This is a genomic window from Endozoicomonas sp. 2B-B (genome assembly GCF_053470045.1).
Window position 1 is genome coordinate 3,607,940 of sequence record NZ_JBLZMU010000001.1, and the last position, 25,551, is coordinate 3,633,490.

At 46.1% G+C, this 25,551-nt stretch carries 19 protein-coding genes and 1 pseudogene; 12 read left to right on the forward strand and 8 right to left on the reverse strand.

From position 1 onward, the window contains the following. Positions 1-3 precede the first annotated feature (3 nt). Together ACOMHB_RS13715 and ACOMHB_RS13720 are read right to left on the reverse strand one after the other, a co-directional pair. A complete protein-coding gene (locus ACOMHB_RS13715) occupies positions 4-1,134 on the reverse strand; it encodes a tyrosine-type recombinase/integrase (RefSeq protein WP_422133717.1) in 1,131 nt (376 codons plus the stop codon). Then, positions 1,131-2,216, reverse strand: a complete 1,086-nt coding sequence (locus ACOMHB_RS13720; protein ID WP_448217028.1) for a coiled-coil domain-containing protein — start codon at positions 2,214-2,216, stop codon at positions 1,131-1,133. The genes ACOMHB_RS13715 and ACOMHB_RS13720 overlap by 4 nt, the downstream gene beginning before the upstream one ends. 196 nt (positions 2,217-2,412) lie before the next feature. Here ACOMHB_RS13720 and ACOMHB_RS13725 point away from each other — a divergent pair, with 196 nt between their 5' ends. Then, entirely contained in the window at positions 2,413-2,715 is a 303-nt protein-coding gene (locus tag ACOMHB_RS13725) for a high-potential iron-sulfur protein (protein ID WP_422133719.1), read from the forward strand. A gap of 181 nt (positions 2,716-2,896) precedes the next feature. Here ACOMHB_RS13725 and ACOMHB_RS13730 read toward each other — a convergent pair whose 3' ends face one another. Continuing rightward, positions 2,897-3,226 (reverse strand): MarR family winged helix-turn-helix transcriptional regulator, encoded by a 330-nt coding sequence (locus ACOMHB_RS13730; RefSeq protein ID WP_317141597.1) that lies wholly within the window; start codon positions 3,224-3,226, stop codon positions 2,897-2,899. Between the two features lie 234 nt (positions 3,227-3,460). On the opposite strand from ACOMHB_RS13730, the pseudogene ACOMHB_RS13735 reads away from it, so the two are divergent. From ACOMHB_RS13735 to ACOMHB_RS13745, 3 genes and pseudogenes are all read left to right on the forward strand, one after another. Further along, positions 3,461-3,955, forward strand: a pseudogene (locus ACOMHB_RS13735) (sugar phosphate nucleotidyltransferase); the annotation flags it as partial. Positions 3,956-4,268: 313 nt separating this feature from the next. Continuing rightward, a complete protein-coding gene (locus ACOMHB_RS13740) occupies positions 4,269-5,876 on the forward strand; it encodes a hypothetical protein (protein ID WP_448217029.1) in 1,608 nt (535 codons plus the stop codon). 22 nt (positions 5,877-5,898) lie between these two features. After that, positions 5,899-8,745: a hypothetical protein gene (locus ACOMHB_RS13745; RefSeq protein WP_448217030.1), complete on the forward strand. Its 2,847-nt coding sequence runs from the start codon at positions 5,899-5,901 to the stop codon at positions 8,743-8,745. Between the two features lie 81 nt (positions 8,746-8,826). Here ACOMHB_RS13745 and ACOMHB_RS13750 read toward each other — a convergent pair whose 3' ends face one another. Together ACOMHB_RS13750 and ACOMHB_RS13755 are read right to left on the reverse strand one after the other, a co-directional pair. Continuing rightward, complete coding sequence (locus ACOMHB_RS13750; RefSeq protein ID WP_448217031.1) at positions 8,827-11,919, reverse strand: efflux RND transporter permease subunit; 3,093 nt, start codon at positions 11,917-11,919, stop codon at positions 8,827-8,829. Beyond that, entirely contained in the window at positions 11,916-13,040 is a 1,125-nt protein-coding gene (locus tag ACOMHB_RS13755; protein WP_448217032.1) for an efflux RND transporter periplasmic adaptor subunit, read from the reverse strand. The genes ACOMHB_RS13750 and ACOMHB_RS13755 overlap by 4 nt, the downstream gene beginning before the upstream one ends. Before the next feature lie 215 nt (positions 13,041-13,255). Between ACOMHB_RS13755 and xthA the strand changes: the two genes are divergently transcribed. Then, positions 13,256-14,074, forward strand: coding sequence for an exodeoxyribonuclease III (gene xthA, locus ACOMHB_RS13760; RefSeq protein WP_448217033.1), 819 nt, complete (start codon positions 13,256-13,258; stop codon positions 14,072-14,074). Between the two features lie 67 nt (positions 14,075-14,141). On the opposite strand, the gene ACOMHB_RS13765 is transcribed toward xthA, so the two are convergent. Continuing rightward, positions 14,142-14,957, reverse strand: coding sequence for an MOSC domain-containing protein (locus tag ACOMHB_RS13765; RefSeq protein WP_448217034.1), 816 nt, complete (start codon positions 14,955-14,957; stop codon positions 14,142-14,144). Positions 14,958-15,062: 105 nt separating this feature from the next. On the opposite strand from ACOMHB_RS13765, the gene ACOMHB_RS13770 reads away from it, so the two are divergent. Further along, positions 15,063-15,869 carry a TatD family hydrolase gene (locus ACOMHB_RS13770; RefSeq protein ID WP_448217035.1) on the forward strand — a complete coding sequence of 269 codons (807 nt, stop codon included), beginning with the start codon at positions 15,063-15,065 and terminating at the stop codon, positions 15,867-15,869. Here the strand turns inward: ACOMHB_RS13770 and ACOMHB_RS13775 are convergent. Then, complete coding sequence (locus tag ACOMHB_RS13775) at positions 15,844-16,731, reverse strand: cation diffusion facilitator family transporter (RefSeq protein WP_448217036.1); 888 nt, start codon at positions 16,729-16,731, stop codon at positions 15,844-15,846. The genes ACOMHB_RS13770 and ACOMHB_RS13775 overlap by 26 nt on opposite strands. Before the next feature lie 88 nt (positions 16,732-16,819). Next, positions 16,820-17,095, reverse strand: coding sequence for a glutaredoxin family protein (locus ACOMHB_RS13780; protein WP_448217037.1), 276 nt, complete (start codon positions 17,093-17,095; stop codon positions 16,820-16,822). A 123-nt stretch (positions 17,096-17,218) separates the two neighbouring features. Here ACOMHB_RS13780 and ACOMHB_RS13785 point away from each other — a divergent pair, with 123 nt between their 5' ends. From ACOMHB_RS13785 to ACOMHB_RS13810, 6 genes are all read left to right on the forward strand, one after another. Beyond that, positions 17,219-19,180 (forward strand): cation:proton antiporter, encoded by a 1,962-nt coding sequence (locus tag ACOMHB_RS13785; RefSeq protein WP_448217038.1) that lies wholly within the window; start codon positions 17,219-17,221, stop codon positions 19,178-19,180. 255 nt (positions 19,181-19,435) lie between these two features. Continuing rightward, positions 19,436-20,875, forward strand: coding sequence for a hypothetical protein (locus tag ACOMHB_RS13790; RefSeq protein ID WP_448217039.1), 1,440 nt, complete (start codon positions 19,436-19,438; stop codon positions 20,873-20,875). A 142-nt stretch (positions 20,876-21,017) separates the two neighbouring features. Continuing rightward, positions 21,018-22,586 carry a hypothetical protein gene (locus tag ACOMHB_RS13795; RefSeq protein WP_448217040.1) on the forward strand — a complete coding sequence of 523 codons (1,569 nt, stop codon included), beginning with the start codon at positions 21,018-21,020 and terminating at the stop codon, positions 22,584-22,586. Positions 22,587-22,691: 105 nt separating this feature from the next. Beyond that, positions 22,692-22,892 (forward strand): DUF2970 domain-containing protein, encoded by a 201-nt coding sequence (locus tag ACOMHB_RS13800; RefSeq protein WP_422133734.1) that lies wholly within the window; start codon positions 22,692-22,694, stop codon positions 22,890-22,892. Between the two features lie 476 nt (positions 22,893-23,368). Further along, positions 23,369-25,024 (forward strand): nitrite/sulfite reductase, encoded by a 1,656-nt coding sequence (locus ACOMHB_RS13805; RefSeq protein ID WP_448217041.1) that lies wholly within the window; start codon positions 23,369-23,371, stop codon positions 25,022-25,024. Beyond that, a complete protein-coding gene (locus tag ACOMHB_RS13810) occupies positions 25,008-25,505 on the forward strand; it encodes a DUF934 domain-containing protein (RefSeq protein WP_422133736.1) in 498 nt (165 codons plus the stop codon). The genes ACOMHB_RS13805 and ACOMHB_RS13810 overlap by 17 nt, the downstream gene beginning before the upstream one ends. Positions 25,506-25,551: the final 46 nt, after the last annotated feature.

Consider the following 25,551-nt stretch of genomic DNA (forward strand, 5'->3'; position numbering starts at 1 on the left):
GATTCAGAGAAAATGGGTTGCAGTCATTTGCTTCAATCTCTTGGCTTCAGTGTGGTAGTACTGGCTGGTGGTATTGATCGAGTCATGACCTGCAAAAATGGCCAAATCTTCTATGTCCATCTGACGGGCAAGGTGTGTCAATGCAGTATGTCGCAGAGCGTGGAAAGGCATAGCCTTGAATCGACTTGCCCTGATAGCCATCCCGTTTGCTTGATAAGCGCAGAAGTCCATAAAGCTCTGCCACCAGAAACGTAATCCTCTGGAGGAAAGTCCGCCCATTTTGCCCTGAATTTTGCGTGTTCTGGGAGCTAATGGGAAGTCGTCCCCCAACAGGCCTTCATAGTGAAACCTTTGCCTGAACGCCTTGATCTCTTCAATAAGCTTGTTATTCAGTGGCAGCTGACGACGTTTTCGACCCTTCCCCAGAATACTGAGAAAATAGCCGCCTTCAATATCCGGGTGAATATCATTACAGCTATGTCCGGTCAGTTCAGACTCTCGAAGTCCGAGACTGTAGCCCAGCATAATGATGTAGCGTGTTCTTGCTAACTCTGATTCAGAGATGCGCTCACTATGCCTTTGTAGCTCAAGGCAGTTCAGTAAATGCTGCCATTCTTCTTCATGAAAAAAGCGGACAATAGAAGTGCCCCTGGCGAGCTTTTCGCCGGAACGAATCAATGAAACAGCCGGGTTGCCCGGTGTGTATCGATTTTTCTCCAGAAAAGAAAAGAAAGATGAGAGTACGTCTATGACCTGATCAGTGCTTTTTCCGGGCTTGATGGATGCCTTAAACAGTATTCTTTCTGGTTGTCCGGGGATAATACCTTTCTTTAGCCAGCGATCTGGCAGATTTTGTACATGATGAAGATACATCTGAAGATGCTTCAGCCGAACCTCTTTATAAGTTGCCCCCATATCCTGATACAACCAGGCGCTGAAACGCAGGATTTCTCTTTCATAGCGTCTGAGCGTCTCGCTGGAGCGGGCTGCAGATTTGTTCAGAAACAAAGTAAGAATCTCACTGTCATTGACAGCGCCGGTCATATCAGTATTGAACGACGATAAGTCGGACTGATGGTTTGGATGGTTGCCCCCGGGAAGTAGCAGAAGTTTTGAGAGCGCTGGTAAACTCATGGCCTGCTCTCTTTGCTTTGTTCAATAGACAGCTTTAGAGCATCGTTATAGCCTTTAAGTCGTTCAACTTCGCGCTCCAGTGCTTTTGTTGAATCAAGTTCTTCCTGTAGCTCCCGGTTCTTTTGCTCAAGGTCAGCTTGATGCCTTCTGGACTCTTTGATGACATCCTCGTTATGTCGGGCCTTTTGTTCTGTATCCATAAGCTGTCGCACTGCGCTGGTAATCGCTTCAACAGGCAGGTTCATAAGTAGTACCAGCTCTTTAATAGCCTGAAGTTGCGGATCTGATTCTTTAACAATGGCTTTGTAATGATTCCTCTCTTCGCAAGCTTCCAAATGGGCTTTAGACTTGGCTTCCAATCGATATTGAATTTCATTGTGCGCCCTCTCGGCAGCCAATCCGGATTCTTTCTGTTTCTCCAGCTTGGATTCAATATCTGTTCTTAGCCGACGTTCACTGTCTACGGTTTTGATCCAGTGGTTGATTTGTGCCTGGTACTGACTGTCGAGCTTAGTCTCTAGAGAGGAGAGGGCATTGGTATGTTCTTTTTTATTGCAAGCCAGAGTTTCTTCATGCTTGTTATTTTTTTCGATCTCTGCGTTTAGCTGTTCCTTCAATTGAATGATGCTTTTCTCATGCTCTGATTGTTGCTGAATCAGCTTCTTTCCATTTTCTTGTAGCACCTCATTTTCAGCCGTTAGTTGCTCCAGTTGGTGTTTCAGGGCCAGTCGTTCTTCAGAGAACTGCTGTACTACCTGTTGCAGCTCGTCAATTTCCTGATTGGCTTGATCTTCAAAGTCACGCTGCAAGGCGGTTGCATCATGTTTCCATTGGATGAGAGAGCGTTTCAGAACACGCACAAGATCAGCAGGTAGCTCTTCGTTTGTCTCTTTCTGGGCGTCATCCAGAAAGCGCCACTCATTGTAATAGGGCAAAACCGTTTGTTTCCCCATTTTGGCAATGCGGGCCAGTTTATCGGCATTAATTCGTTCTCCTCTGGTCTTGAGATCGTCGAGGACTCTGAAAACCAGCTCTCTGCGCTGAATTTCCTTCTGGTTCTCGCTATTGGCTTTGTTATCCATGATTTTTTACCCGGGAACATACTATCAATACCAGTATTATAATACTGGTATTGATAGTATTAAAGTTCTTTATCTACTACCGGTAAATGAACTTACCGGTAGCAAGTAATAGTTTTTGCGAAAATTCTAAAGATCTGCTTTAAATCTGAATGCGTACAAAACTATTTTGATGAATGACATACGATGAGGACTGAAAATGGATAGAAGAAAGTTTATGCAGCTTGGGTTGGCTTGCACCTTAATCCCACTGGTTGCCATGGATACTGTTGCGGAACCAGCAGCCGCTGGTGAAGTTCAGGAAGACGATCCACAGGCAAAAGCTCTCAACTACGTGAAGGAGGCTTCTGAGGCCAAGGGCAATCCAAAATATAAGGAAGGGGATATCTGCAAAAACTGTATGTTCTTTGAGGCTAGTAAGAATAATGGCTGTACACTTTTTGCTGGTCGCAGAGTAGAGGAGGGTGGTTGGTGCACAGCCTGGGTAGCAAAACCGAAATAATTTACCCTTTCAACGATTCGTTGTTCGGGGCTATCTGAAGAGTGACTTTATAGCAGGTAGAACGATGCGTCCGGTACAACCATCAGAGTCGGGCGCAATATAAACCGCAGTAAGGGCTCAAGCTGGAAAGTCGTACTTGCTAATATACCCGCTAGCAGCATTCCTGAGCCCAAAGGGAGGGTCACTTAATATAGCGAGCTTTGGATTTTACTTTTTCGACCAGCTTTTTACCTTTGGGAGTTAAGGTTAGTTTGAAATAACGACCGTCGTCCTCATGTTGAGCCTTTTTGATCAGACCCAGACCAGGGCGGTCATGGCGGCCTTCGCCCAGACGCTTCACACTGACAGCAATATCGCTGGGTGTGCCACAGGTCAGTTTTTCAGCATTCACCAGGTCAGTTATGGTTTCGCCAGGATTCTCAGCCACTACCAGCAGGATCTGCCATTGGATAATGGTAAGTGGGTATTCCTGAAGCAGGTGGGTAAGTTTAATCAGACCTTTTAATGTCATTATTAATCTACCTTTAGGTTAGGTTATGGGCGCGCTGTGAACTTAAGGCGTCGTATACTTCTTATTTTTCGGCCTCTAAAGCGTACTGCACAACGGGTGCAACAACAGAGGTACCAGAACAAATATTAGACAGTTTTATACTGATCTGGCAAATTTTAAGAGTCAGGTCGTCTATTTTAATGCGAAGGTAGCATAGCTGTTACGCTTTGAAACAAGTAAGGCTACTATTAATCCATGATCAAAAAATGCCTTTTTCCAGCTGCTGGTTACGGGACACGCTTTCTGCCTGCGACCAAATCCATGCCCAAGGAAATGATGCCTATCGTAAACAAACCCCTTATTGAGTTCGGCGTTGATGAAGCCCTGCAAGGTGATTTGCGTGAGATTTGCATCGTTACAGGACGTGGTAAACGGGCTTTGGACGACCACTTTGATATAAATTATGAACTGGAACATCAGATCCAGGGAACAGTCAGGGAACAAACCCTTTCGGGTATTCGGGGTTTGATGGACGAATGTACATTCTCCTATACACGTCAGCGTGAAATGAAAGGACTGGGTCATGCCATTCTGACCGGAGAAACTTTGATTGGAGATGAGCCGTTCGCTGTCGTCTTAGCCGACGACCTCTGTATCAACCTTGATGGAAAAGGTGTTCTGTCCCAGATGGTTAACCTGTACAAACAGTTCCGTTGCAGTATTGTCGCCATCGAGGAAGTGCCTGCCGAGGGTGCCTTTTTTATATCATAGATTGCGCATAATATATATTATGTTAAATATATAATAAGGCTTTCAACTTACGCTGGCTTATGGAGCTTTCCTCCTTCCTTCGCATCAAGGTTCATACTCTATAAATTTCGAGTCATGTAGCCGCAATGTGAACCTATAGCAAATTTACCTGCACGTAAGATACTTTTTCCTTGGAACTATTCAAGATTCAATTTGTTTTACGGAACTTTTTTTTTATTCACTGGTCAACAAGCGTAAGTACCTGTAGAGGGTAACTTTCCTTCATCATGGATAAAGCCAAGAGAATAAAACGATGGACAGATTAACTAACACCTCATGTAATCCGGGACCAAGCCAGTCTGGTTATAGTGCTAAAAACGATGGTAATGAGAATTATGGCAATGCTTCATGCAAAACCGTAAGGCCTGTCAGCGGTGAGCCATCTGGAATCAATCAAGCAGATTTCACACCTGACCCTGCAACAAGACAGAAAGAGATCGAAATTTCCTCCAGAGCAGTTGCTTTCGATGTAAATGCTTCTAAAGCGGCTGAACGCAAACCAAAACTGGATTTTACTGATGTCAGTAGTATTGGTCTTATTTACTGGCAAGAAATCTCTAAGGCGGAAGCTCATCCCGGCAAGAAGTTTGAGGTTAGCAATAGACCGGGCGAATGCCGAGATATTTGTGATATTTCAGAAGACTCAATAGTTGGATTAATCCAATATCATAAGTTTATGGCTGAACGTAAAGCTCTTTTAGCTGGGGACATAGTAACATATGCTCCATTATTGCCGTCCGAGTTTGATGAGATTCGCTGTTTTCTGGAGGACAACTTAAATCTGGATCCAAAAGACAATGTTATCATTGATGCGGGCTCAGGGCCTTTTTGTTATCACAGTGCGCTATTTGCCATGGCAGGCTTTACTGTGAGACCTTACGACTATTCACCTGCCAGAAGTCTCTACGATAAAGAAGATCATGGCTTAGCAGAGAAAGCTCTTTCTCCTTTTCTGAAGGTAAATGATAAGGATTTGACGGGCGATGATATTACTCCCTTATTTTTTGATAAGAACTCAGTATTATTTATGAGTTTCCCTGACTTGCAGGGGCATCCTATTAGCTTTCCTATGGTAAAAAAATACACTGAATCGGAAGCATTAAATAAAGTGGTTGTTCTCATTATTGTCGAAGATGACGACCAACAGGATCATTTTTTTTCTGTGTCAAAAGAGACAATAGAGTTTCTCAGAGAAAACTATGAATTGCGTGATAAAACTCTTATGCGAGGGACTTTGTTAAGCTGTACGCAGGTGCAAATCTACGTCAGGAAAGGAGTCAATCGAGCAGATTTCACAACAGATCCCGTAACAAGTAAAAACAAGACTACCGCTAAAGATAGAATGCGTGAAGCTTTCATAGAACTAGAAAAACAAAATTTCAGACATGCGGAAGGATTATTCCGAGACATTTTGAACGAAGGCCCGTTCACGCTGAGTGTTAGTGAATGCCAAAATATTATCATTGGGCTTGCCAGCTCGCTGAAAGAACAGACCTATGAAAAAAAGACGCAAGCATGCTCTATGCTGGAAGCGCTAAGGTCGAGAAACCCGCTTAATGAATTTGGAGCTTCGACTATTCCCAACCTTGACCTGACCCTGAGTCTTTGTGAACAGGCAGCTGGACGTTGCCGTGTTGCTGAAGCACGGCTGCTGGCTCTGAGAAATAAAGGGCAAGATGCCGACGAGGCAGCACAATGTGAGCCATCTGGCAATTTTGACTTTGACCAGGCTCAGGTAAAAGTGTGGGAGTTGATGCGTAAACATGAATTGGCCGAAAAACTGCAGCTTAACCTGACTGGCAAGCCTCCGGGTGATAGTGAGAGCAGCCCGAGCCAGCCCACTGATAACGATCCGGCCTGAATAAAGATTGGAGAAAATTTAAATGGATATTTCATCGACGCTAAATCGAAGTACAACCGATCAGAATGAAAGGTTCTGGTTAGTGGGTCTGAGTGACTCGGAGGAGGATTCTGCAACAATAACCAGTACTTTTCACTCACGAAATACCTCTACAACAGAGCCACTTGAAATACAGAGTTTGAAGATTCGGGGATTTTCACAACGAGAAATCAGTGCAGCAGAGAAAACACTTCAAGAGAGAAACATTACCCCCACCTATGAAGCTATATCCCACTTTTTGGATTCGGGCTCGCGCACTGGTCGTTTTCCTCTTTTTGACCAGCTCAGTGAAGCTATTAAACGGACACCAGGCGTTCAGGGTAAAGCCCGGCTGGCCGAGGCACTGACAAAATTTGCAGAGTCAGTCAATAATGATGTAGCCGAGAAACTTGACAAACACTATGCCACCTTGTGGCCCAATAGTGAGGAAATTGTAACCATTGTCGACGGTTGGCCTCCTGAACTCAAAGAGCAAGCTCGATATATTAAAAGAAACTGGCCAGAACTGGTGTTAAAAGGTGACGTGAAGTTTAACTTCGATTCTACGTCGGAGGTTTGCTCCGACCACTATCGAAGCTATAGGGGTGCACCATCACCGTTAGGATATCTGGCATTTTTCCGTCTGGTCAAAGACATCTGGTTCGGTGCTGTAAATACGAACAATGCATGCACTATGAACAGAGTCTGCCATCTGCTGATTTTCTTTACCAAGGAAATATCTGACAATACCTTCGCATACGAAGACGAAGGAGCCAGTCGAAAAGAACAATTCGAAAATGTCATTCAACGGGAGCTGAAAAAAGGCATCTCATCGACTTATGATATCGGCGCCTTTGCTTTTATGCTGGTAGCAAACCCATCGTTATGGACTGATCATAAACTTGAAACCTTTCAGTTGATGATTGGCAGGGCCTTTATTGACAAGACCGATAAACTGACTCCCCTGTATTCCCAGTGGCAGGATCCAGCCCAGCAAGATAAGGTTTGCAAAGCGGTCGAGGCCGAGATCATCCCTAATATTGCCCTTACCTTACATTACCTTGATGGCATTTATAACTACCTGATGAACTATAGATCAGTGGTCAGTTGGAGAAGTAATGCACTCAGTGAAGAGATTGCTAATGGAGACTATTTCGACAGCACCACTAAACAGTTGGCGCGTCCAATACAACTGGCTGAATGGAAAACGTTACCTCCTATTCCGGAAATAAAAGAAATACTGTCTCAGTTTTATACTAATCCCAACAATCAGAAACTGTTTTTAGGAACAGAAGAATTCAAAGTATTCCAAAAAGAACAAAGACGACTGAAAGCCAGACAAGGGTTCATTGAGGCCATTAAAACTACGACAAAGCAGATTAAAAAAGAGAAATCTAAACTCATTAAAAAGCAGTTCAAAGAGCAGGGATTTGCAGCAACAAAGGATAATCAGGGCAATATCAGCTACGGAGAGGAATATTATCGAGAGCGCAAACAATACATTAGTCACCTTAAGGAACAAAAACTGGCCGTTGAACAACATATTGGCATCCCTATTCCCTTTAAAGTAACGGCTTTGCAGTTGAGCCAGTTGCTTGGGGCATTTGATGAATTACCCATTGCTGAGCAACGGTACTGGAAAATGAGCCGCGCTTATGCTGAGAGCACTGCCATTCCAGAACTATTGGAAGACTTGACACTGACACAGGATTCAGAGCCTTCAGATCTGGCCGATGAGCACGAAAAACTGAGGGAACAACAAAGTAAATTTATTACTTGCCGCTGTTCAACGTGTACCGTTTGCGAAGCAACCCGTTATCTTTGTGAATGTCGGGATGGCTTGAACCGGAGACTTGTCATAAGAGAGAACAAACACAGAGATCACGTCCTGAAACAAAGAATTGCTAAAAGCGTTAAGGATTTTTATGCTAAAAATTTCTGTACAGAAGGCACTCCTGTGTTGGTCGAAGATAAGCAAATAGCCATTCCCGCAGCACAGAGGCAAAACCCAAATTACAGAAAACGCACAAAGACCCCTGTTGATCCTGATAAAAGCACCCTCCCCCATCCAGCTAAAATGACTCATTTTGAGCACATGCTCACGGATGGAAGCCAGTGTGAGAAAAAACATCGCTCAGAATTCGTGATTGATAAGGACCAGCGCAAGTTTATAACCGAAGTATTTCGTAAAAAAGTAAACTCTCCCGCAAAAAAACAACGACGTCACCGACATTCAGCACTACCTGCCGGGCAACTGAAATATAATAAAGTGCTCCGACAACTTTATAAACACCATGCTGACAATCCGGCCTCCCGAATAAGCACTACTAAAATCCTTGACTGGTTTGATAAAAACCCGGAACAGGCAGCTGCTGCTGTTAGCTATTTGCAGAAAAAGCCACAAGAGATAAGATCGCTGTTTAAACCGGACACTCTGCAGTTTGCAACGCCTAAGTCATTTAAGGCAATTCCATGTCAGGAGATCTATCACAATATTGAATCATTTAATAAACACCTTCATGACCTGGCAGCTGGAAAGGATAATAACTTCATTCCCCTGGATAAAAGGAAAATGAAGGGGTTATACCTCCATAAGACATTCTGCCTTGCCTGTCGGACTAATTTTGGTCAGAAGCGCGAATTGCAGGCTCATTTAAAAGAGACGCATCAGGCAAACATGGACAAAACCTTTGAACGTATTCGAGCCATGGGACATGAGGCGACAGAAGAGCCGACTTCCACTGCGGTGATTGACTCTGTTAAAAACAGGGAGCTTCAAACCATTGAGCAAATGCCTTTCGATCAACGATCTGAAGCAATTGCGGCTGTTTTCGAGCATGAAAGTGTATAGATATAGGGATGCGATTTATCCAAATTGCAGGCTTAGATGCCAGATAATGCTCAACAGCAAGCATTATGCCCTTTTGAGAGATCAGCGAACTGAACGAGCTCGCCATTTCCCGGAGATCATCAGCAGGCAGGGTGTCACCAGCAGTGTTAACAGAGTGGCAAAGGTTAGCCCCCCTGCTATGGAGGTCGCCAGCTGATTCCACATCTGGGTGGAGGGTGCTCCAATCTCGATGGAATGATCAAACATATTGATGTTCATCGACAATACCATGGGCATCAGGCCCAATACGGTCGTGATGGTTGTCAGCATAACGGGCCTGAGACGCTGAGCGCCAGTTCTGAGAATCGCTTCTCGTACACTATGCCCTTCTCTTTTAAGACTATTGAAAGTATCGATCAAAACAATGTTGTTATTCACGACAATCCCCGCCAGGGCAATAATGCCGATGCCACACATAACGATGCCAAAGCTCTGACCGGTGATCATCAGTCCCAGGAAGACGCCACCTGTGGCCAATATCACGGCTGACATAATTAATGCAGCCTGGTAGAAACTGTTGAACTGGGTGACCAGAATCATGGCCATGACAAACAGCGCGACGCTGAATGCTTGCATCAGGAATTGTCCGCTCTCTTTCTGGTCCTCTTCCTCGCCCTTAAAGTCAAAGCTGACACCATCGCCAAAATTGGCCGCTGCTAACGCTTGGGTCAATAACGGGATTTGTTGTGAAAGCAGCTCTCCATCAACCAGATCAGCTGAAAGAGTGATGCTTCGTTTACCGTCTATGCGCTTGATATTATCGAGCTTGCCAGTGACTTCTCGCTCAGTAAAGTTACTGATGGGCACCAGTCCGGAAGAAGTCATTAGACGAAGCTGGTCAATACTTTCCAGATGTCGTTCACTTTCAGGGTAACGGATGCGTATATCTACTTCATCCTCGGAATCATCAGGGCGATAGGACCCCACTGTTAATCCGGATGTCACCATTCTTACCATACTGCCGGTTGTTGTAACGTCGGCTCCATATCGGGCAGCTTCAGCACGATCAATACTCAGACGCCACTCGTAACCGGGTGCGGGCCCTGAATCTTCAATATTGGTAAAAGAACCCAGATTCTCGAGCAGGTTTCTTGCTTTAGCTACTGCATTGTATAGAGTGTCAAGATTGTCGGCCCTGACAATCAGCTCCAGCGGCTTACTGCCGGGAGGACCATCCTTGACACGTTCAACGGCTATATCCAGCCCTGAGAATGCTGACAATCTTTGTTCAGCATCCCCGGCTATGGCCAGGGTTGTGTCACGGTACTGCCAGTCTTCAAGATTGATTCTTAAGGTCCCTACAACCTGATTATCTCCGGTTCTGGCATAGAGTGTCTCCATGCCAGGCAGATCCAGCAGGCGGGCTTCTATGTTTTCCATCAGGGCATCTTTTTCGTCAACGGAAAGGTTCCCTGAGTTCACTTTTACGGTAATGATAATGGCATCAGTATCTACATCAGGGAAGAATTCAACACCACGGGAAGTCTTGATAAAAAGAGTAAAAATCAGCGCTACCGTGATGCAGGTAAAAAGTAACACCTTGCCAGGGTTGTCTATCGCGCGGGCTAAAACTGAAACATATCGCCCGGTGAATCCGGTGGTCTGATCAAATTCGCCTGACTCAACAGCCTGCATGGATGCTTTTTCTCCAGCCCCCAGTGAGCGGGGTTTGCCAATCGTGGCACCCAGCGTTGGGATGAAAATCAGGGCCATGATCAGTGAAGAAGCCAGTGTTGCAATCAGAGTCAGGGGCAAGTACTTCATAAACTCCCCCATCATTCCCGGCCAGAACATCAGTGGAAAGAATGCTGCCAGTGTTGTGGCTGTGGAGGCGGTGATGGGCCAGGCCATTTTGCGAGAGGCTTCGAGATAGGCCTGTTGGCGATGAATCCCCTCCCCCATTCTCCTGTCTGCATATTCTGTGACAACAATAGCGCCATCAACCAGCATACCTACCGCCATAATCAGCGAGAAAAGCACGACCATATTAATGGTCAGACCCATAATCTCCAGGATCAGAATGCCCGACAGGAATGAACCGGGTATTGCGATGCCCACCAGAAAGGCACTGCGAGCCCCCAGGGCACCAATAATAATGATAACAACGAGAATCACTGCAGACAGGACGTTGTTCTGCAAGTCAGTCAGCATCCTTTTTATTTCTTCGGACTGATCACCCACGTAATCCACTTTCAACGTCTCGGGTCCGGCTGCAATACCATGATTGATGATAGTTTTTGCCACTTCAATGGCTTCGATAATGTTCTCACCGGGGCGCTTTTTTATTTCCAGGGCAATACTGTTTTCGCCGTTCAGGCGGGCATAGCCTCCGCCCTCTTTAAACGTACTCAGGACGGTAGCGATATCTGCAAAGGTCACTACCCGGTTCTCTTCTACTTTTACTGGTTGGGAAAGAATATCTGCCGGGGTTTTGTAAACGGCAGGGACTTTAACAGAGTAACTACCCTGACCGGTATCCATGCTGCCAGCAGCGACCAGCTGATTATTCTGAGAAACCAGGTTAATGACATCGGCAGGCACCAGACCATAACTTTCCAGCTTCATAGGGTCGATAATAACGTCTACGACTTCTTCCCTGTCACCGGCGATATCTACTTCCAGAATCGCCTTGCGGGCTTCCAACTCATCCTTCAGGGCTCGGGCAATCTTTACCATGGTTCTTTCAGGAAGATGGCCCGAGAGAATAGCAGTCATCACAGGGTTTACGCTGGCCATGGTAATTTGTTCAATGACGGGCTCATCGGTTCCATCTGGCAGCTTGCTTTTTGCCAGGTTCACCTTGTCGCGGACATCGGCAAGCGCTTTATCAAGCTCCATACCAGCCTCAAACTCAAGTGTGACAGAGGCATGAGATTGTGAAGCCGTTGCAGAGAGTTCCTTGACGCCTTCAAGTCCCTGGAGCTCTTTTTCCAGAGGCAGAATCAGTAATCTTTCTGAATCTTCCGGTGAAATGCCTTCGTAGCTGACGGAAACATATACGAAGGGAATAGGAATATCAGGCGAAGATTCTCTGGGAATCGTCAGGTAGGAGACCATCCCCGAAATAAGAATCAGAATAAACATCATCAGAACTGTACGACTGCGATCCAGCGACAGGCCAATCAGGCTGCTCATGGTGTATCCCCCGCAAGCTTGTCTCCTTTAGCCGCAAGAGCCTGCTCCAGTTCAACCATCACCCGGTCCCCTTCCCTGACAAAACCCTGTCCTCTGGTGATGAGTCTGGCACTGGCAGGAATACCGCCAAGCCAGATACCGCTGGCTTCAGATTTGACAATATCAACGGCAGTGAAGTGCACCTGATCCTGTTCATCCACCCATTTGATGCCGGGGTTACCGGTCTCATCCAGACTTAATAAGGCTGGTGAAGCCTTGATGGCTTCAACTTGTTCCAGTTGAAGTTCAGCCTCAACACTCAAACCGGCCGGTGTCTCCATAGCTGCATTAGGCAGACTGAGTTCTACCTTAAAGGTTCGGGTGCCCGATTCCGCCAGACGGGCAATGTTGCGAACTTTTGCAGAGACTGTTTCACCGGAAGCAAAACGAATATCCGCGCTATCACTCAGGGTAACTGCAGCAATATGTGACTGGGGAACATCAACAGCAACCACCAGAGGATCAAGATCGAGTATCTCGGCGACGGGTTTCCCTGTTTCAATATAATCACCCTGCTCAACAAACCGGTCATTCAGAATGCCGGTTACCGGAGCACGGATTCGGGTGTTATCGAAATCAATTTCAAGCGTTGCAAGCGCTGATCGCGCTTCGCTCAGGTCCACTTCCAGTCGTGGCAAATCATTCTCAGCAATCAGGTTTTTACTTTTCAGTGACAGTGCTGATTCATAGTCCAGCTCAGCTTTTCGGACTCTGGCTTTGGCAGTGGCAATCTGGGCCGGTAATGCCCCCTCTTTCAAAGTGACGATAGCTTCTCCACTTTTTATGAGCTGCCCTTTCTGACCAGTTGCGGCTATCACTCTGGCAGAGATTTCTGCACTGATCGTCACGATCCTGTCGGGCTGGGTTTCGCCAAACAAGCTAAGTGTACGGTGAATAGATTCAACAGGAAAAACTCTGGCTGAGACTCTGGCCAGCGGCAATTCAGCAACAGGGGTGCTTTGCGCCAGAGATGAGGACTTACCGGTATCGGACATGGAAGTCACATCTGCGGTCAGCAGATAGATTCCTAAAAGCCCCGCCATTCCTCCGGCAAGGATCCAGGATCGATTAATGTCAGGCATAGAGTGTTCGCAATGTGTCGTGATGGTTCCAGAGATGTCGTACGACCTTGTACGATTCTTTAAAGGAAACTATATAAAAGCTGACCAGTAAGCAGCAAGCCAAGGCTAATATCTTTGCACATCTCTGACCTTTGGGTCTGGCGTTTCAGCTTATAACCAGGAGGCTTTTCGGCTATGATGCAGCTGATACTACCTAAGGAAGCCGTTTCAAGGTTATGAAAGTCATTACATTCAATGTCAATGGAATCCGTGTTCGTCTGCATCAACTCAAGGCTCTGATCGAAAAGCATCAGCCTGAAGTCATTGGACTGCAGGAGATCAAAGTCACTGATGAAGATTTCCCGGTCGAGGCCATTGAAGCCCTGGGTTATCATGTTGAGTATTTCGGACAAAAAACACACTATGGCGTTGCCTTGATGAGTCGTCGAAAGCCTGTCCGGGTCGAGAAAGGTTTCAAAACCGATGGCCCTGATGCCCAGAGGCGCCTTATCACCGGAGAATACCAGACCGACAGTGGCCAATCCTTTACCGTCATTAATGGTTATTTCCCTCAGGGCGAGAGCCGTGATCACCCTACCAAGTTTCCAGCCAAGCAGGCTTTTTATCAGGATCTGATGAGCACTCTGGATAAAGAGTATTCACCGGATCAACCTTTGCTGGTTATGGGCGACTTTAATATCTCCCACACGGATACTGACATTGGTATCGGCCCCGATAATGCAAAGCGCTGGCTAAGAACGGGAAAATGCAGTTTCCTGCCGGAAGAAAGAGAGTGGTTTGACCGACTTCTGGCCTGGGGGTTCACTGATTGCTTCCGTGCATGCGCTAAAAAGAACAGTGAAGAACTATACAGCTGGTTTGACTACCGCAGTCGTGGATTTGATCGTGAGCCCAAACGAGGTCTTCGAATAGATGGTGTTATCGCAACGGACTCTTTGATGACGCACTGCAAAGCAACCGGCATTGATTACGATATTCGTGGTTTGGAGAAGCCTTCAGATCATGCTCCTCTCTGGGTAGAATTTGACGTCTGACTATTATCTGACAAAAAATAGCCTCTTGCATCAAGAGGCTACAATATTTTCTTAATGTTCTTTAAAACTATTCAATAATCTCGACTGTGTCGCCAGATCGGATAACGCCTTCAGATTCATGGATCAGGTTTTGTCCAAAAATGACGCCCATCTCCGTTCTTCTGTAACCTGACAATGTCAATAGCGGATCTTTTCCTGTCTTAGTGCCTGTTGCCGGATCAACCGTTGTCATGACACATCGGCTGCAAGGCTTGGCCACACGGAAAACCACCTCACCTATTTTGATTCTTTGCCAATGATCTTCTGCATAAGCGCTGGTGCCCTGAACGACAATATTGGGTCTGAAACGGTCCATGGTGACCGGAGTATCAAGGCGGCTGTTAAGCTCATGCAATGAAGCTTCTGTGGTCAGAAGGAAAGGAAAACCATCAGCAAAACCTGTGCAATCTCCCTCATTGGCAAAACGAAGATCCACCTGACGATGCACCTGCTTTGAGAACTTAACCATTCTGCATGGCAAGCCAAGACATTCAGTGAGCCATTGGGATGCGGCATCACCCGCATCAAGCGCCTGCAGCTCATCTTTCCAAACCACAACACGCTTTTGAGAGACTGCAGACGCTTGCTCCGGGTCTTTAATGATGAGATCAGACATCCCCGGTGCAGACAGGGTCAGTCCACCTCCGTCTGGAGTAGCAGAAATCAATGCCATTTTTGGATAATGGCGCTGGGTCATAAATTTGCCATCGGGCTCGACGACCAACCAGCGTCGATCATTAATAAATCCCATAGGATCAATAACAGCCTGATCGACTGAAATCTTCTTGAGCGACTTCACCGGGTGAATGGCAAGATGGGACACAGTCAGGGAAGAATGAGTCATTAAAGTCTCACTATGAATTTAAAGATTCAGCGCATAGCCCGATTGCCATGCCCACCTTATTTTGGAGAGAATGTACCAGATTTTCACCTGTAACTTCGAGGTTTTATGAACCCTAATCTGGTGGACATCGGTGTGAACCTCACCGATAAGCAATTTTCAGAGGATCGGGACGAAGTCGTGGCGCGTGCCGTTGCAGCAGGCGTGAATACGATGATTCTTACCGGAACCTCTGTTGCTGAGTCTCAACAGGCATTGGAACTGGCCGAAAAGTATTCCGATTACTGCTATTCAACGGCCGGCATTCATCCTCACGATGCAAAAAACGCCACACAGTCCTGTTACAAAGCCCTGAAAGAGCTGTTTCAAGCATCGCCAGTGGTTGCTGCGGGTGAAATGGGTCTGGACTTTAATCGGGATTTTTCTCCCAGACCGATTCAGGAAACTGTTTTTCAGCAACAGTTACAGCTGGCCGTTGAAGCAGGTCTCCCGGCTTTCTGCCATGAGCGTGATGCAGCTGAGCGTTTTACAGCCATTGTCAGAGAGTTCAGAGATCACCTTGATGGGCTGGTTTTGCATTGTTTTACTGCCGACAAAAAAGCGCTCTATCAATACCTTGATCTGGATCTGCACATTGGCATAACCGGCTGGGTCTGTGATGAAAGGCGTGGTACGCACCTGCATCCATTATTGAAAGAGATTCCGGCAAATCGCCTGATGATAGAAACCGATGCCCCCTGGCTTCTGCCCAGAAGCATGGACAAAAAGCCAAAGAGCAGGAGGAATGAGCCTGCCTATTTGTCCTGGGTAGTGAAAACCATTGCTGAACAAACGGGCAAAAGCTTCGGGCAAGTGGCCAGAGAGACATCACAAACGGCCAGAAACTTCTTCAATTTGGATCCAGATGAACAATGACGTCGGCATTGGGAAGGAACGCCATAATGGCATCTTCCGCAGCCTGACCAATATCATGAGCTTCGTGCAAGCTCTGATCACCATCAAGGTCGATGTGCATCTGGATAAAGGGAACCCGACCAGAAATACGGGTTCTCATCTCATGGATGCCAAGAACCCCTTCAATAGCCAGCACAATGCGTTCAATGTCCTGAACCTGCTGCTCTGGCAATGAATGGTCCATAAGCTGCTGAACCGCATCCCACGCCATTTTGCCAACACTGACCAGCATATAAATCGAAATCAGGAGAGCAAATCCCGGATCAAGATAGAAATAACCCTGACTGGCACCATAGAGCGCAATAATAACAGAGGCATTGGTGAGCAGATCGACTCGATAATGTGCGGAATCTGCAGCAATGGCAGCAGATCCGGTTTTCTTCACAACATAGTTTTGTATAGACAGGAGTACGAGAGTCACTATAATCGAGAAAAGCATGACGGTCATGCCCACTGTTTCATTGTCAACGCTGCCTTCCTCTCCTAACAGCTGGTCAGTTGCGCTGAGAAACAAAATAATGGCCGAGCCAGAAATAAAAGCAGATTGAGCCAGAACAGCCAGATACTCAGCTTTGCCATGGCCAAATCGATGCTCTTTGTCGGCAGGTTCGAGGGAAATTTTGACTGCCACGAGTGTGATCACCGAGGCAACCACATCCATGACAGAATCCAGCAGTGTTGCCAGAACACTCAGAGAACCGGTCATAAACCAGGCGGCAATTTTAACGAATAAGAGGATGGCGGCAGTTGTGACTGAGGCCATTGAAGCGAGCTTCATTAACTTTTCATGGCTGTCAGAGATTTTTTTAAAGGCTGTAGACATACGATCCATCAATGTTGTGTAAACTGTTTCCCTAGTTTCAGAATACTGAATCTGTAATAAAAATCCTAGGAGCCTGACTAAGAAGCCATCAACTCCGGGATGAATGCTCAGTCAGGTGGTTATAGATCCATTCTCCGAGCTCTTCCATTTCAAACGGCCAGCCTATCTCGTCACCCTCTTCGGTAGCGATCACCGGGATTCTGACACCATATTGTTCAATCAAATCGTCAGATACGCTGATTTCAACCGCCGACCAACAGAATTGACTATGAAGTTGGGGATGTTGGCCGAGAATTATAAGGAACTCTTCAACATGATCACACAGATGGCAACCAGATGTGGTATAGAAAGATAAGTGCAGCACAAGTTTTCCTGAACAGCGGGAGGCTAAGTCGGATACAATTGTAACCGTTCATTTAGCTCACCCCAAAATTTTGCTAGAGAGCTGTATTTTCACTGTAAAAAGAATAACCAGGCCCTATAAACGATGGACTTTACTTTTTTCAATCAATTGATGTTAATTCTGGCTCTCTCCGTGGGAGCCATTGCTCTGTTTCATCGCCTGAATCTGCCCGAAAGCCTTGGCTATCTGGCGGTGGGTATCTTGCTTGGCCCCACCGCTACCGGCTTGATCGATCATAGCTTTGATATCAGCTTGCTGGCAGAAATTGGCGTGGTCTTCCTGCTGTTTACTCTTGGTCTGGAGTTTTCGCTTAAACGAATTAAGTCCATGAAGCGGGAAGTGTTTGGGCTTGGGGGCGGGCAGGTCCTCTTGTGTGGGGCAGGAATCTTTGCGGTTTTGCTGGTGGTTGGAACTTCAGTAAAAGAAGCTTTGATCGTCGCAGCAGCTCTTGCTTTATCTTCTACTGCGATTGTTTCCAAAGAGTTGACCCAGAGCAATGAAATTCGCAGTCGTCAGGGCCAGATGGCGATTGGTGTGCTGCTGTTCCAGGACATTGCCGCAGTTCTGTTCCTGATTCTGGTTCCAGCCCTGGCGGGGGCGGGAGACAAATCAGTCTTCACCACCATTAGCATGGCTCTGGCCAAGGGCCTGCTTTTTGTCCTGCTCATGATGGCCGTTGGTAAATGGATTCTGCCCAGAGTCTTTAACGAAGTCGCAAGGACCCGCTCTGAAGAGCTGTTTGTATTAACCGCTCTCATGATTGCCCTGATGGCGGCCTGGTTAACTCATGTTCTGGGTTTGTCCATGGCTCTGGGTGGTTTTATTGCCGGCATGATGATGGGTGAGAGTAACTATAAGCATCAGGTGGAAGCGGATATCAGACCTTTCCGGGATATTCTACTGGGACTGTTCTTTGTCTCCGTCGGGCTGATGCTGGATCTGAATATCCTGCTGAATTTCTGGCCAGCGATTATCCTGGGTACAGTGGGCCTGGTCATCTTCAAACTGGGTATCATTACGCTACTGGCAAGAGTGCTCAGAGAGAAAAAAAGTACTTCACTCAAAACCGGTCTGGCTCTGGCTCAGGGGGGGGAATTCTGTTTTGCCCTCATTGCTCTGGCTACTCAATATGGCCAAACGGAGGGAGAAAGAGCTTCCGTGGTGCTGGCCATTACTATTCTATCCATGATTCTGGCGCCATTGCTCATCAGAAACAGCAGCAAAATTGTCAATCTTTTATATAAGAAACAGGAGGCTATACAGTCCCAAATTGATCAGGGCGATATTGAGCAGCAGGTCTCTCACATCAGACAGCATACACTCATTTGCGGCTACGGCCGTGTGGGACAGACAATAAGCCGATTCCTGGGGCAGGAAAAGCTGGCCTTTGTAGCAGTAGATAATGACCCCTTACATGTTCATGAAGCCGGACTTGCAGGCGAACCTGTCTTTTATGGAGACTCGCGTCGTTTGGAGCTTCTGGAGTCAGTTGGTTTGAAACGCGCCAGGCAAGTCATTGTCTGTATCGATCGCAGTGAAAATGCCCTGGAGATTGTCAAAACAATTCGTTCCCATTATCAGGATATTCCCATTCTGGTCAGAACCCAGGATGACAGTCTGACAGACTCACTCAAAAAGGCCGGTGCCACAGCCGTTATTCCTGAAGTGCTCGAATCCAGTTTGTTGATCGTCAAGCATGTTCTGTTAATGCTGGGCATAGATCGTAATCAGGTCAGAGACAAGATCCATAAAGCCAGAGAACAACAATATGATATTCTCAATGGTTACTATCCCGGCTATGAAGATGTTATGGGAGACAGCGAGGAAACTTCTTTACGGCATGCTGTTAACGTTTGCCGGGGTAATACCTGTGAAGGATTGAATCCCCGTGATTTACCGCTTGAAGACGATGTTTCTGTTGTTGAAGTAAAACGGGACGGCCAAAGTCTGGATCCGGAAGAAGTGGATGCCCTCGAACAAGACGATATTGTTATTCTGACCGGGCCTCTTGCACCTATGCAGCAATCTGAAAAGAACCTTATCTGATATTTTGGCAGTCCTGAAATACGGGCTGCCACATTCTCAAAACCCTTCCGAAACATTTAGCTTTTTTCAGTGTGAGATAACTGCCTGAGATAACAGTCACCATTTATATAATAAAAAGAACTCCATTCATTTCAATATGATACAAGAATAACCTAATAATTATTCAAACAGACACTATAATGAATTTTCGAAAGGACTTCTGTGTAAAACAGGGCGTTAACAAAAACTTTTATAATATTAAAATAGGTGAATACTATGGTCATTCGATCGATTCGGCTGTCCCTCAGTTCGTGTTTTTTGCTGATATTGATTCTGACCATAAAGCCCTTAAACAGTCACGCCATCTTTCTTGAATTTTACTTGCCACCCTACTTCTCCGGCATGGAAGGACATCCGATTGTTTCCAGAGAAGAACTTCCTCAGAATACTACCCTGATCCAGCAGCAAGAACCTTTTTTCTGCAATGACTACGAGACTAATTTTAATTATTTTAACAGTCTGCCATCCGCCTCATTAATCAAGTTTGGTGGTTTCGCATTGTTGGGATCAGCTTTTACCAATTCAATAGCAGGCGGAGTTGATCCTCATAATTACTGGCACAAGCCTGTTTTTCTGTTGAATCTGGTCACCATTCTTTCCTGGTCCATCCCTCAGACCAGCTTCACCAACGAATACGCTCTACCTGTTGCACAATACCGTGAAGTCGAAAAGGTGTTAGACCAAATAAAAACGACAGAAAGCAACGAGACTCAGCGTTATAAGGAAGAACCTTCAGCCGGTTACGTCCTGACGGGCCTGTCATTTGTTGGCCTTAATTTATTCGCTGAATTTTATAATGCCAACAATCCATCTCCGGGACCCGGAGTGAATATGCTGGAAAATTTCGCCATCGGAGCTAAATCCATTGGTGTCACCAGCAATATGGCATCAGCCCTGAGAACTCACTTAAAAAATATCTACCTGAGTAAAGGCTTTACAAGTTACGAAGCGACTGCGGCAGCATCAAGAGATGTAACAACCATCTACGTTGTCCTTCTGGCTGGGGTGGTAAACACGGGTCTGCTCAACTCAGCAGCCATGGAAGGTATAAACGCCAAAGATATTGAGCAGTATTCATTGGCGATGGCTCGTTATGTCGGTCGAAAATACTACCACGTATCTCTATCGGGCGGCCTGATGATCAGTGCCGCTTATGAAACCATTGGCTCTCTTGAAAATTACTGTATGGCAAACTTTGATCATGTTTTACCTCATGCCCACTATGGGGAGTCAGAAAAACTGGTTTTATGTAAAGGGTTAGCTTCTGTTTCTATGGCCAGCATGAGCGGTCTGGCCTTATTGAAATTATCCAGTGGTTTGCCCTGGGTCTATCTTGTGAATGCTCTAGAAGCAGCGGGTCTGGTAAACACTGAAATGGCGATCACTCTGGGTCGAAACCTGTTCGATCATCCGATTGCTAAAGATACGGCAGGGCTCGCCATGGGAGGCGCTATTACGGCAGGTTCCCTTTACCTCAACCTCCGATACTTCCCCGGATCGATGATGATGTACATACTCCAGGGCTCCGGGTTAATCATGATCTACGAAACGGGCTCTGCACTGGTAAGTCATTCTTATCCGACTGCAGGAAAGGTACTGGCACTTGGTCATACCGTGATGGGAAATTATGACTATGCCTGTAAGCCAAGACCTTAAGGTCTCAGTTATCAAACTCCTCAAGCTTTCAGGTGTTTTTATTATTAAAGGATGCTCTATGCAATTAATGCTCAAACAGTTAATTTTTTTGGTTTTATCTGCTTGCTTCACTTCTCTCTGTGTTGGCCAAACAAACTCGAAGTTGCGTGATCCTCATACTGCTCCGGCTCCGGGTTTTGAAACGGGAATCGATGTACATGCTGCCTGGTTTCAGCAGCACTTTGGTGTTGATGCTATACAAGAGCAGGAGTCCGTAGAATTTATCATAACTGAGTTACCGGATATGTATTCGGAAGAGGCAAGAGAATATCTCGAGCTGACATTACCTGGCTTGTTAAAGGCAAGAAGTCTGGATCACGAAATTCGGGCACCCTGTCATCAGCAGAGACTCAAGTGTGATGTTGAGATTTACCTTTTCAATCAACAGGAAACTTCAAAGCAGCTGACAGAGATTGTGCGCTTTACTGTACTTACGCAGATAAAGCCAGCCGAAGTATCCTCAGGCTCTGACCATTCATCATTAGAAAAAGATGCCCAGTTACATTGTACTGCGAAAATGGATTGTCCTACCGCTACTGATTCGGAAACAAAAACGGCTTTATTTCAGGAGTCAGATCTGCCTGAACTTGGTACGGACTGGCTGGAAAAAGTCCATGTTTATCAAAATAAGGAGAATGGAGACAGTCTGGTCATAAGGAATAACATTGTTTATTACACCGGTAAATCACTGACTGTTCTTCTCAAACTTTTCAATTCCCTGCTCTTCAGCTCGGGACCTGTTGATACCAGTGACGGATATTATGGACATTTCGCCAACGCTCAAATACTGGCAGAAGCTCTGGCATTGGGGGATATAATACCGCTTTTGATCAGAGATCATAATTGGTCTTACATCACACCTCAGATAGATGCCAGCGGTTACACTTTGTCTCTTGCTATTTTTTGCACCTATTTACATTATCGGGATAATCTGGGCCTGGTTCTAAACAAGAAAGAGATGTCTGAGTCTGATGTGCGGATATTCTATACGTGGAAGCTGTTTGCGAATATTGCGACCAAAGCGATTAATGAGGTTGCTGAGAAGAAAATATTTGCCAAAGAGACCGATAGCGAGATTAATAAAATGAAATCCTCGCTGTTCACCAGTTTAGTTACAGCCATTCCCTATGGAACAAAGTTAATGGTCACTGCCTTTACGGGTAATACCTATGCCAATAATATATTGAAGGCGGTACCGGCAGATCACTTCCTCTCCTGCTCGATCAGTGTCAATGGTGCCTGCATTCAACTGTTCTTCCATCGTATTCTGGGTGAAGCTGATATAACCATTGTTCCTGCCACCAGTCTGGAACCGGCCAAAAAAGTGACATCTGGCCTTTCCTATATCCCGTCAGCCATAACACAGGCTGCCATAGGAAAAGCGTTTAATAGCCTTGGAATGACTGTATGCGGTGGACATTACATAAAAGGAGCCGGGTATGCATTGGTTGATGGTGCCGATAAATATCTGGTGGCTCAGGGGGCCAGTGACTTTACCCGCTATTCAGCGTTAATGGCTGGCTCTCTTTTTATGAGTTACAGCAACTACTCATTCAGTAAGACATTTGCGAGCGGATTCACCAATCGCTATGCAAAATATCTCATGATTTGGGCGACTACAACTTTTATGACATTGTCTGAACTCTACTTTCACACGTCTACCTTGAGGTGATTTTTAAGATTATCACGCTTTGTTAATTCTTCTCCTGTCATATCACTTGCGACTTCATCACTGGCATGTAATAAATGAGACGAACTCACGAAACGGGGAATTATCATGGCAAAGGGCACTGGCTTCCTGTCAACGCTGCAGAGCGCCTTAGCGTCTGCGTTTGGTGTGCAGAGTGAAAAAAACAGGGCGCGTGATTTTTCGCAGGGACGTCCGGCGCACTTCATCATCGCCGGTATTGTGGGAACGCTTGTTTTTATTCTGATCCTGGTAATGTTGGTGAAACTGGTGCTCAGTCAGTCTGGGTAGCTTATTGATGGCTGACCCAGTATACAGCAGTAACAACAATCAGCATTACTATCGAAACAGCTGCAATGGCATCAACAGTACTGTCTTTCATGGGCTTTCCCTGAGACATTTCTCATTCCCTCAATCAGTTATTTGATGGTGCTCCTCCAAGCTAGCTGATTATCGCTTTTCGGGCAACTGCTCAATGGTCCTTTTCCGCGCCATAAGTCTTGATTGAAAAGTTTATCTGGAATAATGTGTTCGTGGCACTTAAGCAAAGCGACTTATTCAGTCTCCCGAATACATGGATTTCTTCGGATATGCAGTTTTCATCTAGTTATATAAAAAAATTTTTTATTACTAAATACAAAAATACTGTTATCTTGTCTACTCTCGGTCGTAGCTGGAATCTGCATCGAGCCTGAAACAGATTTCCAGAAGCCTGATATAGTCAGGCCTCTGGATAGCTCGCCAACCCATTTAGAAAAATTATTCCCATGTATAAATACGATGAGTACGATCAACGCATCGTCGACGAAAGAGTGAGTCAGTTCAGAGAGCAGACTCGACGTTACCTCGCCGGTGAGATCGCAGAGGACGAGTTTTTACCCCTGCGTCTGCAGAATGGCCTCTATATTCAGCGTTTTGCTCCCATGCTGCGGATCGCAATCCCGTACGGCATGTTGAATACCCGCCAGGTTAGAAGACTTTCTGAAATTTCGCGCAAATATGATAAGGGCTATGTGCACTTCACTACCCGCCAGAACGTACAATTGAACTGGCCTCTGCTTGAGCAGGTTCCTGATATCCTGGCTGATCTTGCGGAAGTAGAGATGCATGCAGTGCAGACCAGTGGTGCTTGCATTCGTAACACAACTACTGATCAGTTTGCCGGTATTGCACGAGATGAAATTGTAGACCCAAGACCCTGGTCTGAAATCATCCGTCAATGGTCCACATTCCACCCGGAATTTGCCTTTTTGCCCCGTAAATTCAAAATCGCCGTTTGTGGTTCTGAAGAAGATCGTGCCGCTACCATGGTTCATGACATTGGCGTCCATGCCTTTCGAAATGAGAGCGGCAATGTGCGATTCAAGATACTGGCCGGTGGTGGACTGGGACGAACTCCCATGGTCGCCAGTGTCATCAGAGAGTCCATAGAGCCTGAGCATTTATTGACCTATCTGGATGCCATTCTGAGGGTTTACAACCGCTATGGCCGTCGTGACAACAAATACAAGGCGCGCATCAAGATTCTTGTAAAAGCCATGACACCTGAAGTATTCACAGAGAAAGTGGAATCAGAATGGGAGCAGATCAAAGATGCCCCATCCCTTTTGCCTGAAGCTGAGATAAAGCGTGTCAGCCAGCACTTTATTGATCCAGAATACAAGGGACTGGTGGATCAGGACTTTAATGATCTGGCTTTGAAAGCGCCGGCAGGTTTCCATTCCTGGCTGAAACAGAATGTGTTTTCCCATAAGAAACCAGGTTACTGTGCCGTCACCCTGACTTTGAAAGCTACCGGGGATGCTCCTGGTGATGTATCTGCAGAACAACTGGATGTTATTGCTGATCTTGCCGATCATTACAGTCTGGGAGAGCTCAGAGTTAGCCACGAGCAGAATCTGATATTCGCTGACGTGGAACAAACGGCACTGATTGAACTTTGGGAAAAATTGTCAGCTGTTGGCTTGGGGACGGCCAATCGTGGCCTGTTAACCGATGTGATCTGCTGCCCGGGTGGTGATTTCTGTGCACTGGCCAATGCTCGATCTATTCCTCTGGCAGAGGAAATTCAGCGCAAGTTCGACGATATTGACTATCTGCATGACGTCGGTGAGCTGGACCTGAACATTTCAGGTTGCATGAATGCCTGTGCCCATCACCATGTGGGTCATATAGGTATTCTGGGTGTCGACAGAAAAGGCATTGAATATTATCAGGTTCAGGTCGGTGGCTCTGCTTCAAAAGAAGCTGCCCTGGGCAAGATTATTGGACCTTCATTCAAGCGTGAAGAAATTCCTGACGTGCTGGAGAAGATCCTCAGTGTTTACATAGAGCAGCGTCATGAAGATGAACTGTTTATCGATACCTGCCAGCGCATTGGCATAACCCCTTTCAAGGAGCGTGTGTATGCCCAGGCTGCTTAAAAATAGCGAAGTTTTTGAGGATGATTACCGGATTCTGGATTCAGAATCTGCAGATCAGGTATTTGCAGGGACGCTGCTGATTCCAGCTAAGGAACTTGATCAATATAAGAAACTGCTTGAACAAAAGCAGCAACCAACCGGCTTGTTCCTTGATAGTGATGACGAAGTTGAAAATTATGCTGACATACTGTCCAGCTTCGACCTGATTACCATTAATTTTCCCAAGTTTATTGATGGTAGAGGCTACTCCCTGTGCCGCATCCTCAGGGACCGTTATCATTACAAAGGAGATATCAGAGCCGTGGGTGACGTGCTTATCGATCAGATTTTCATGTTGCAGCGGTGTGGCTTTTCAAGTTATTACCTCAGAGAAGACCAGAAAGCAGAAGATGCTATCAAGGCATTGGACACTTTTACCCTAAGGTATCAGGGAAGCACTGATGATCCTGAACCTCTCTACAGAAAAAGACAGGCATCTTAGAAGAGCCAGATCCAACTTGTTAAGGGCTGCTGTCAGCGGCCCTAAC

What these genes read in the sequence shown, in the direction of transcription:
- ACOMHB_RS13715 (WP_422133717.1), bottom strand. Translation starts at nt 1,134, where the DNA reads ATGAGTTTACCAGCGCTCTCAAAACTTCTGCTACTTCCCGGGGGCAAC.
- ACOMHB_RS13720 (WP_448217028.1), bottom strand. Translation starts at nt 2,216, where the DNA reads ATGGATAACAAAGCCAATAGCGAGAACCAGAAGGAAATTCAGCGCAGA.
- ACOMHB_RS13725 (WP_422133719.1), top strand. Translation starts at nt 2,413, where the DNA reads ATGGATAGAAGAAAGTTTATGCAGCTTGGGTTGGCTTGCACCTTAATC.
- ACOMHB_RS13730 (WP_317141597.1), bottom strand. Translation starts at nt 3,226, where the DNA reads ATGACATTAAAAGGTCTGATTAAACTTACCCACCTGCTTCAGGAATAC.
- ACOMHB_RS13740 (WP_448217029.1), top strand. Translation starts at nt 4,269, where the DNA reads ATGGACAGATTAACTAACACCTCATGTAATCCGGGACCAAGCCAGTCT.
- ACOMHB_RS13745 (WP_448217030.1), top strand. Translation starts at nt 5,899, where the DNA reads ATGGATATTTCATCGACGCTAAATCGAAGTACAACCGATCAGAATGAA.
- ACOMHB_RS13750 (WP_448217031.1), bottom strand. Translation starts at nt 11,919, where the DNA reads ATGAGCAGCCTGATTGGCCTGTCGCTGGATCGCAGTCGTACAGTTCTG.
- ACOMHB_RS13755 (WP_448217032.1), bottom strand. Translation starts at nt 13,040, where the DNA reads ATGCCTGACATTAATCGATCCTGGATCCTTGCCGGAGGAATGGCGGGG.
- xthA (WP_448217033.1), top strand. Translation starts at nt 13,256, where the DNA reads ATGAAAGTCATTACATTCAATGTCAATGGAATCCGTGTTCGTCTGCAT.
- ACOMHB_RS13765 (WP_448217034.1), bottom strand. Translation starts at nt 14,957, where the DNA reads ATGACTCATTCTTCCCTGACTGTGTCCCATCTTGCCATTCACCCGGTG.
- ACOMHB_RS13770 (WP_448217035.1), top strand. Translation starts at nt 15,063, where the DNA reads ATGAACCCTAATCTGGTGGACATCGGTGTGAACCTCACCGATAAGCAA.
- ACOMHB_RS13775 (WP_448217036.1), bottom strand. Translation starts at nt 16,731, where the DNA reads ATGTCTACAGCCTTTAAAAAAATCTCTGACAGCCATGAAAAGTTAATG.
- ACOMHB_RS13785 (WP_448217038.1), top strand. Translation starts at nt 17,219, where the DNA reads ATGGACTTTACTTTTTTCAATCAATTGATGTTAATTCTGGCTCTCTCC.
- ACOMHB_RS13790 (WP_448217039.1), top strand. Translation starts at nt 19,436, where the DNA reads ATGGTCATTCGATCGATTCGGCTGTCCCTCAGTTCGTGTTTTTTGCTG.
- ACOMHB_RS13800 (WP_422133734.1), top strand. Translation starts at nt 22,692, where the DNA reads ATGGCAAAGGGCACTGGCTTCCTGTCAACGCTGCAGAGCGCCTTAGCG.
- ACOMHB_RS13805 (WP_448217041.1), top strand. Translation starts at nt 23,369, where the DNA reads ATGTATAAATACGATGAGTACGATCAACGCATCGTCGACGAAAGAGTG.
- ACOMHB_RS13810 (WP_422133736.1), top strand. Translation starts at nt 25,008, where the DNA reads ATGCCCAGGCTGCTTAAAAATAGCGAAGTTTTTGAGGATGATTACCGG.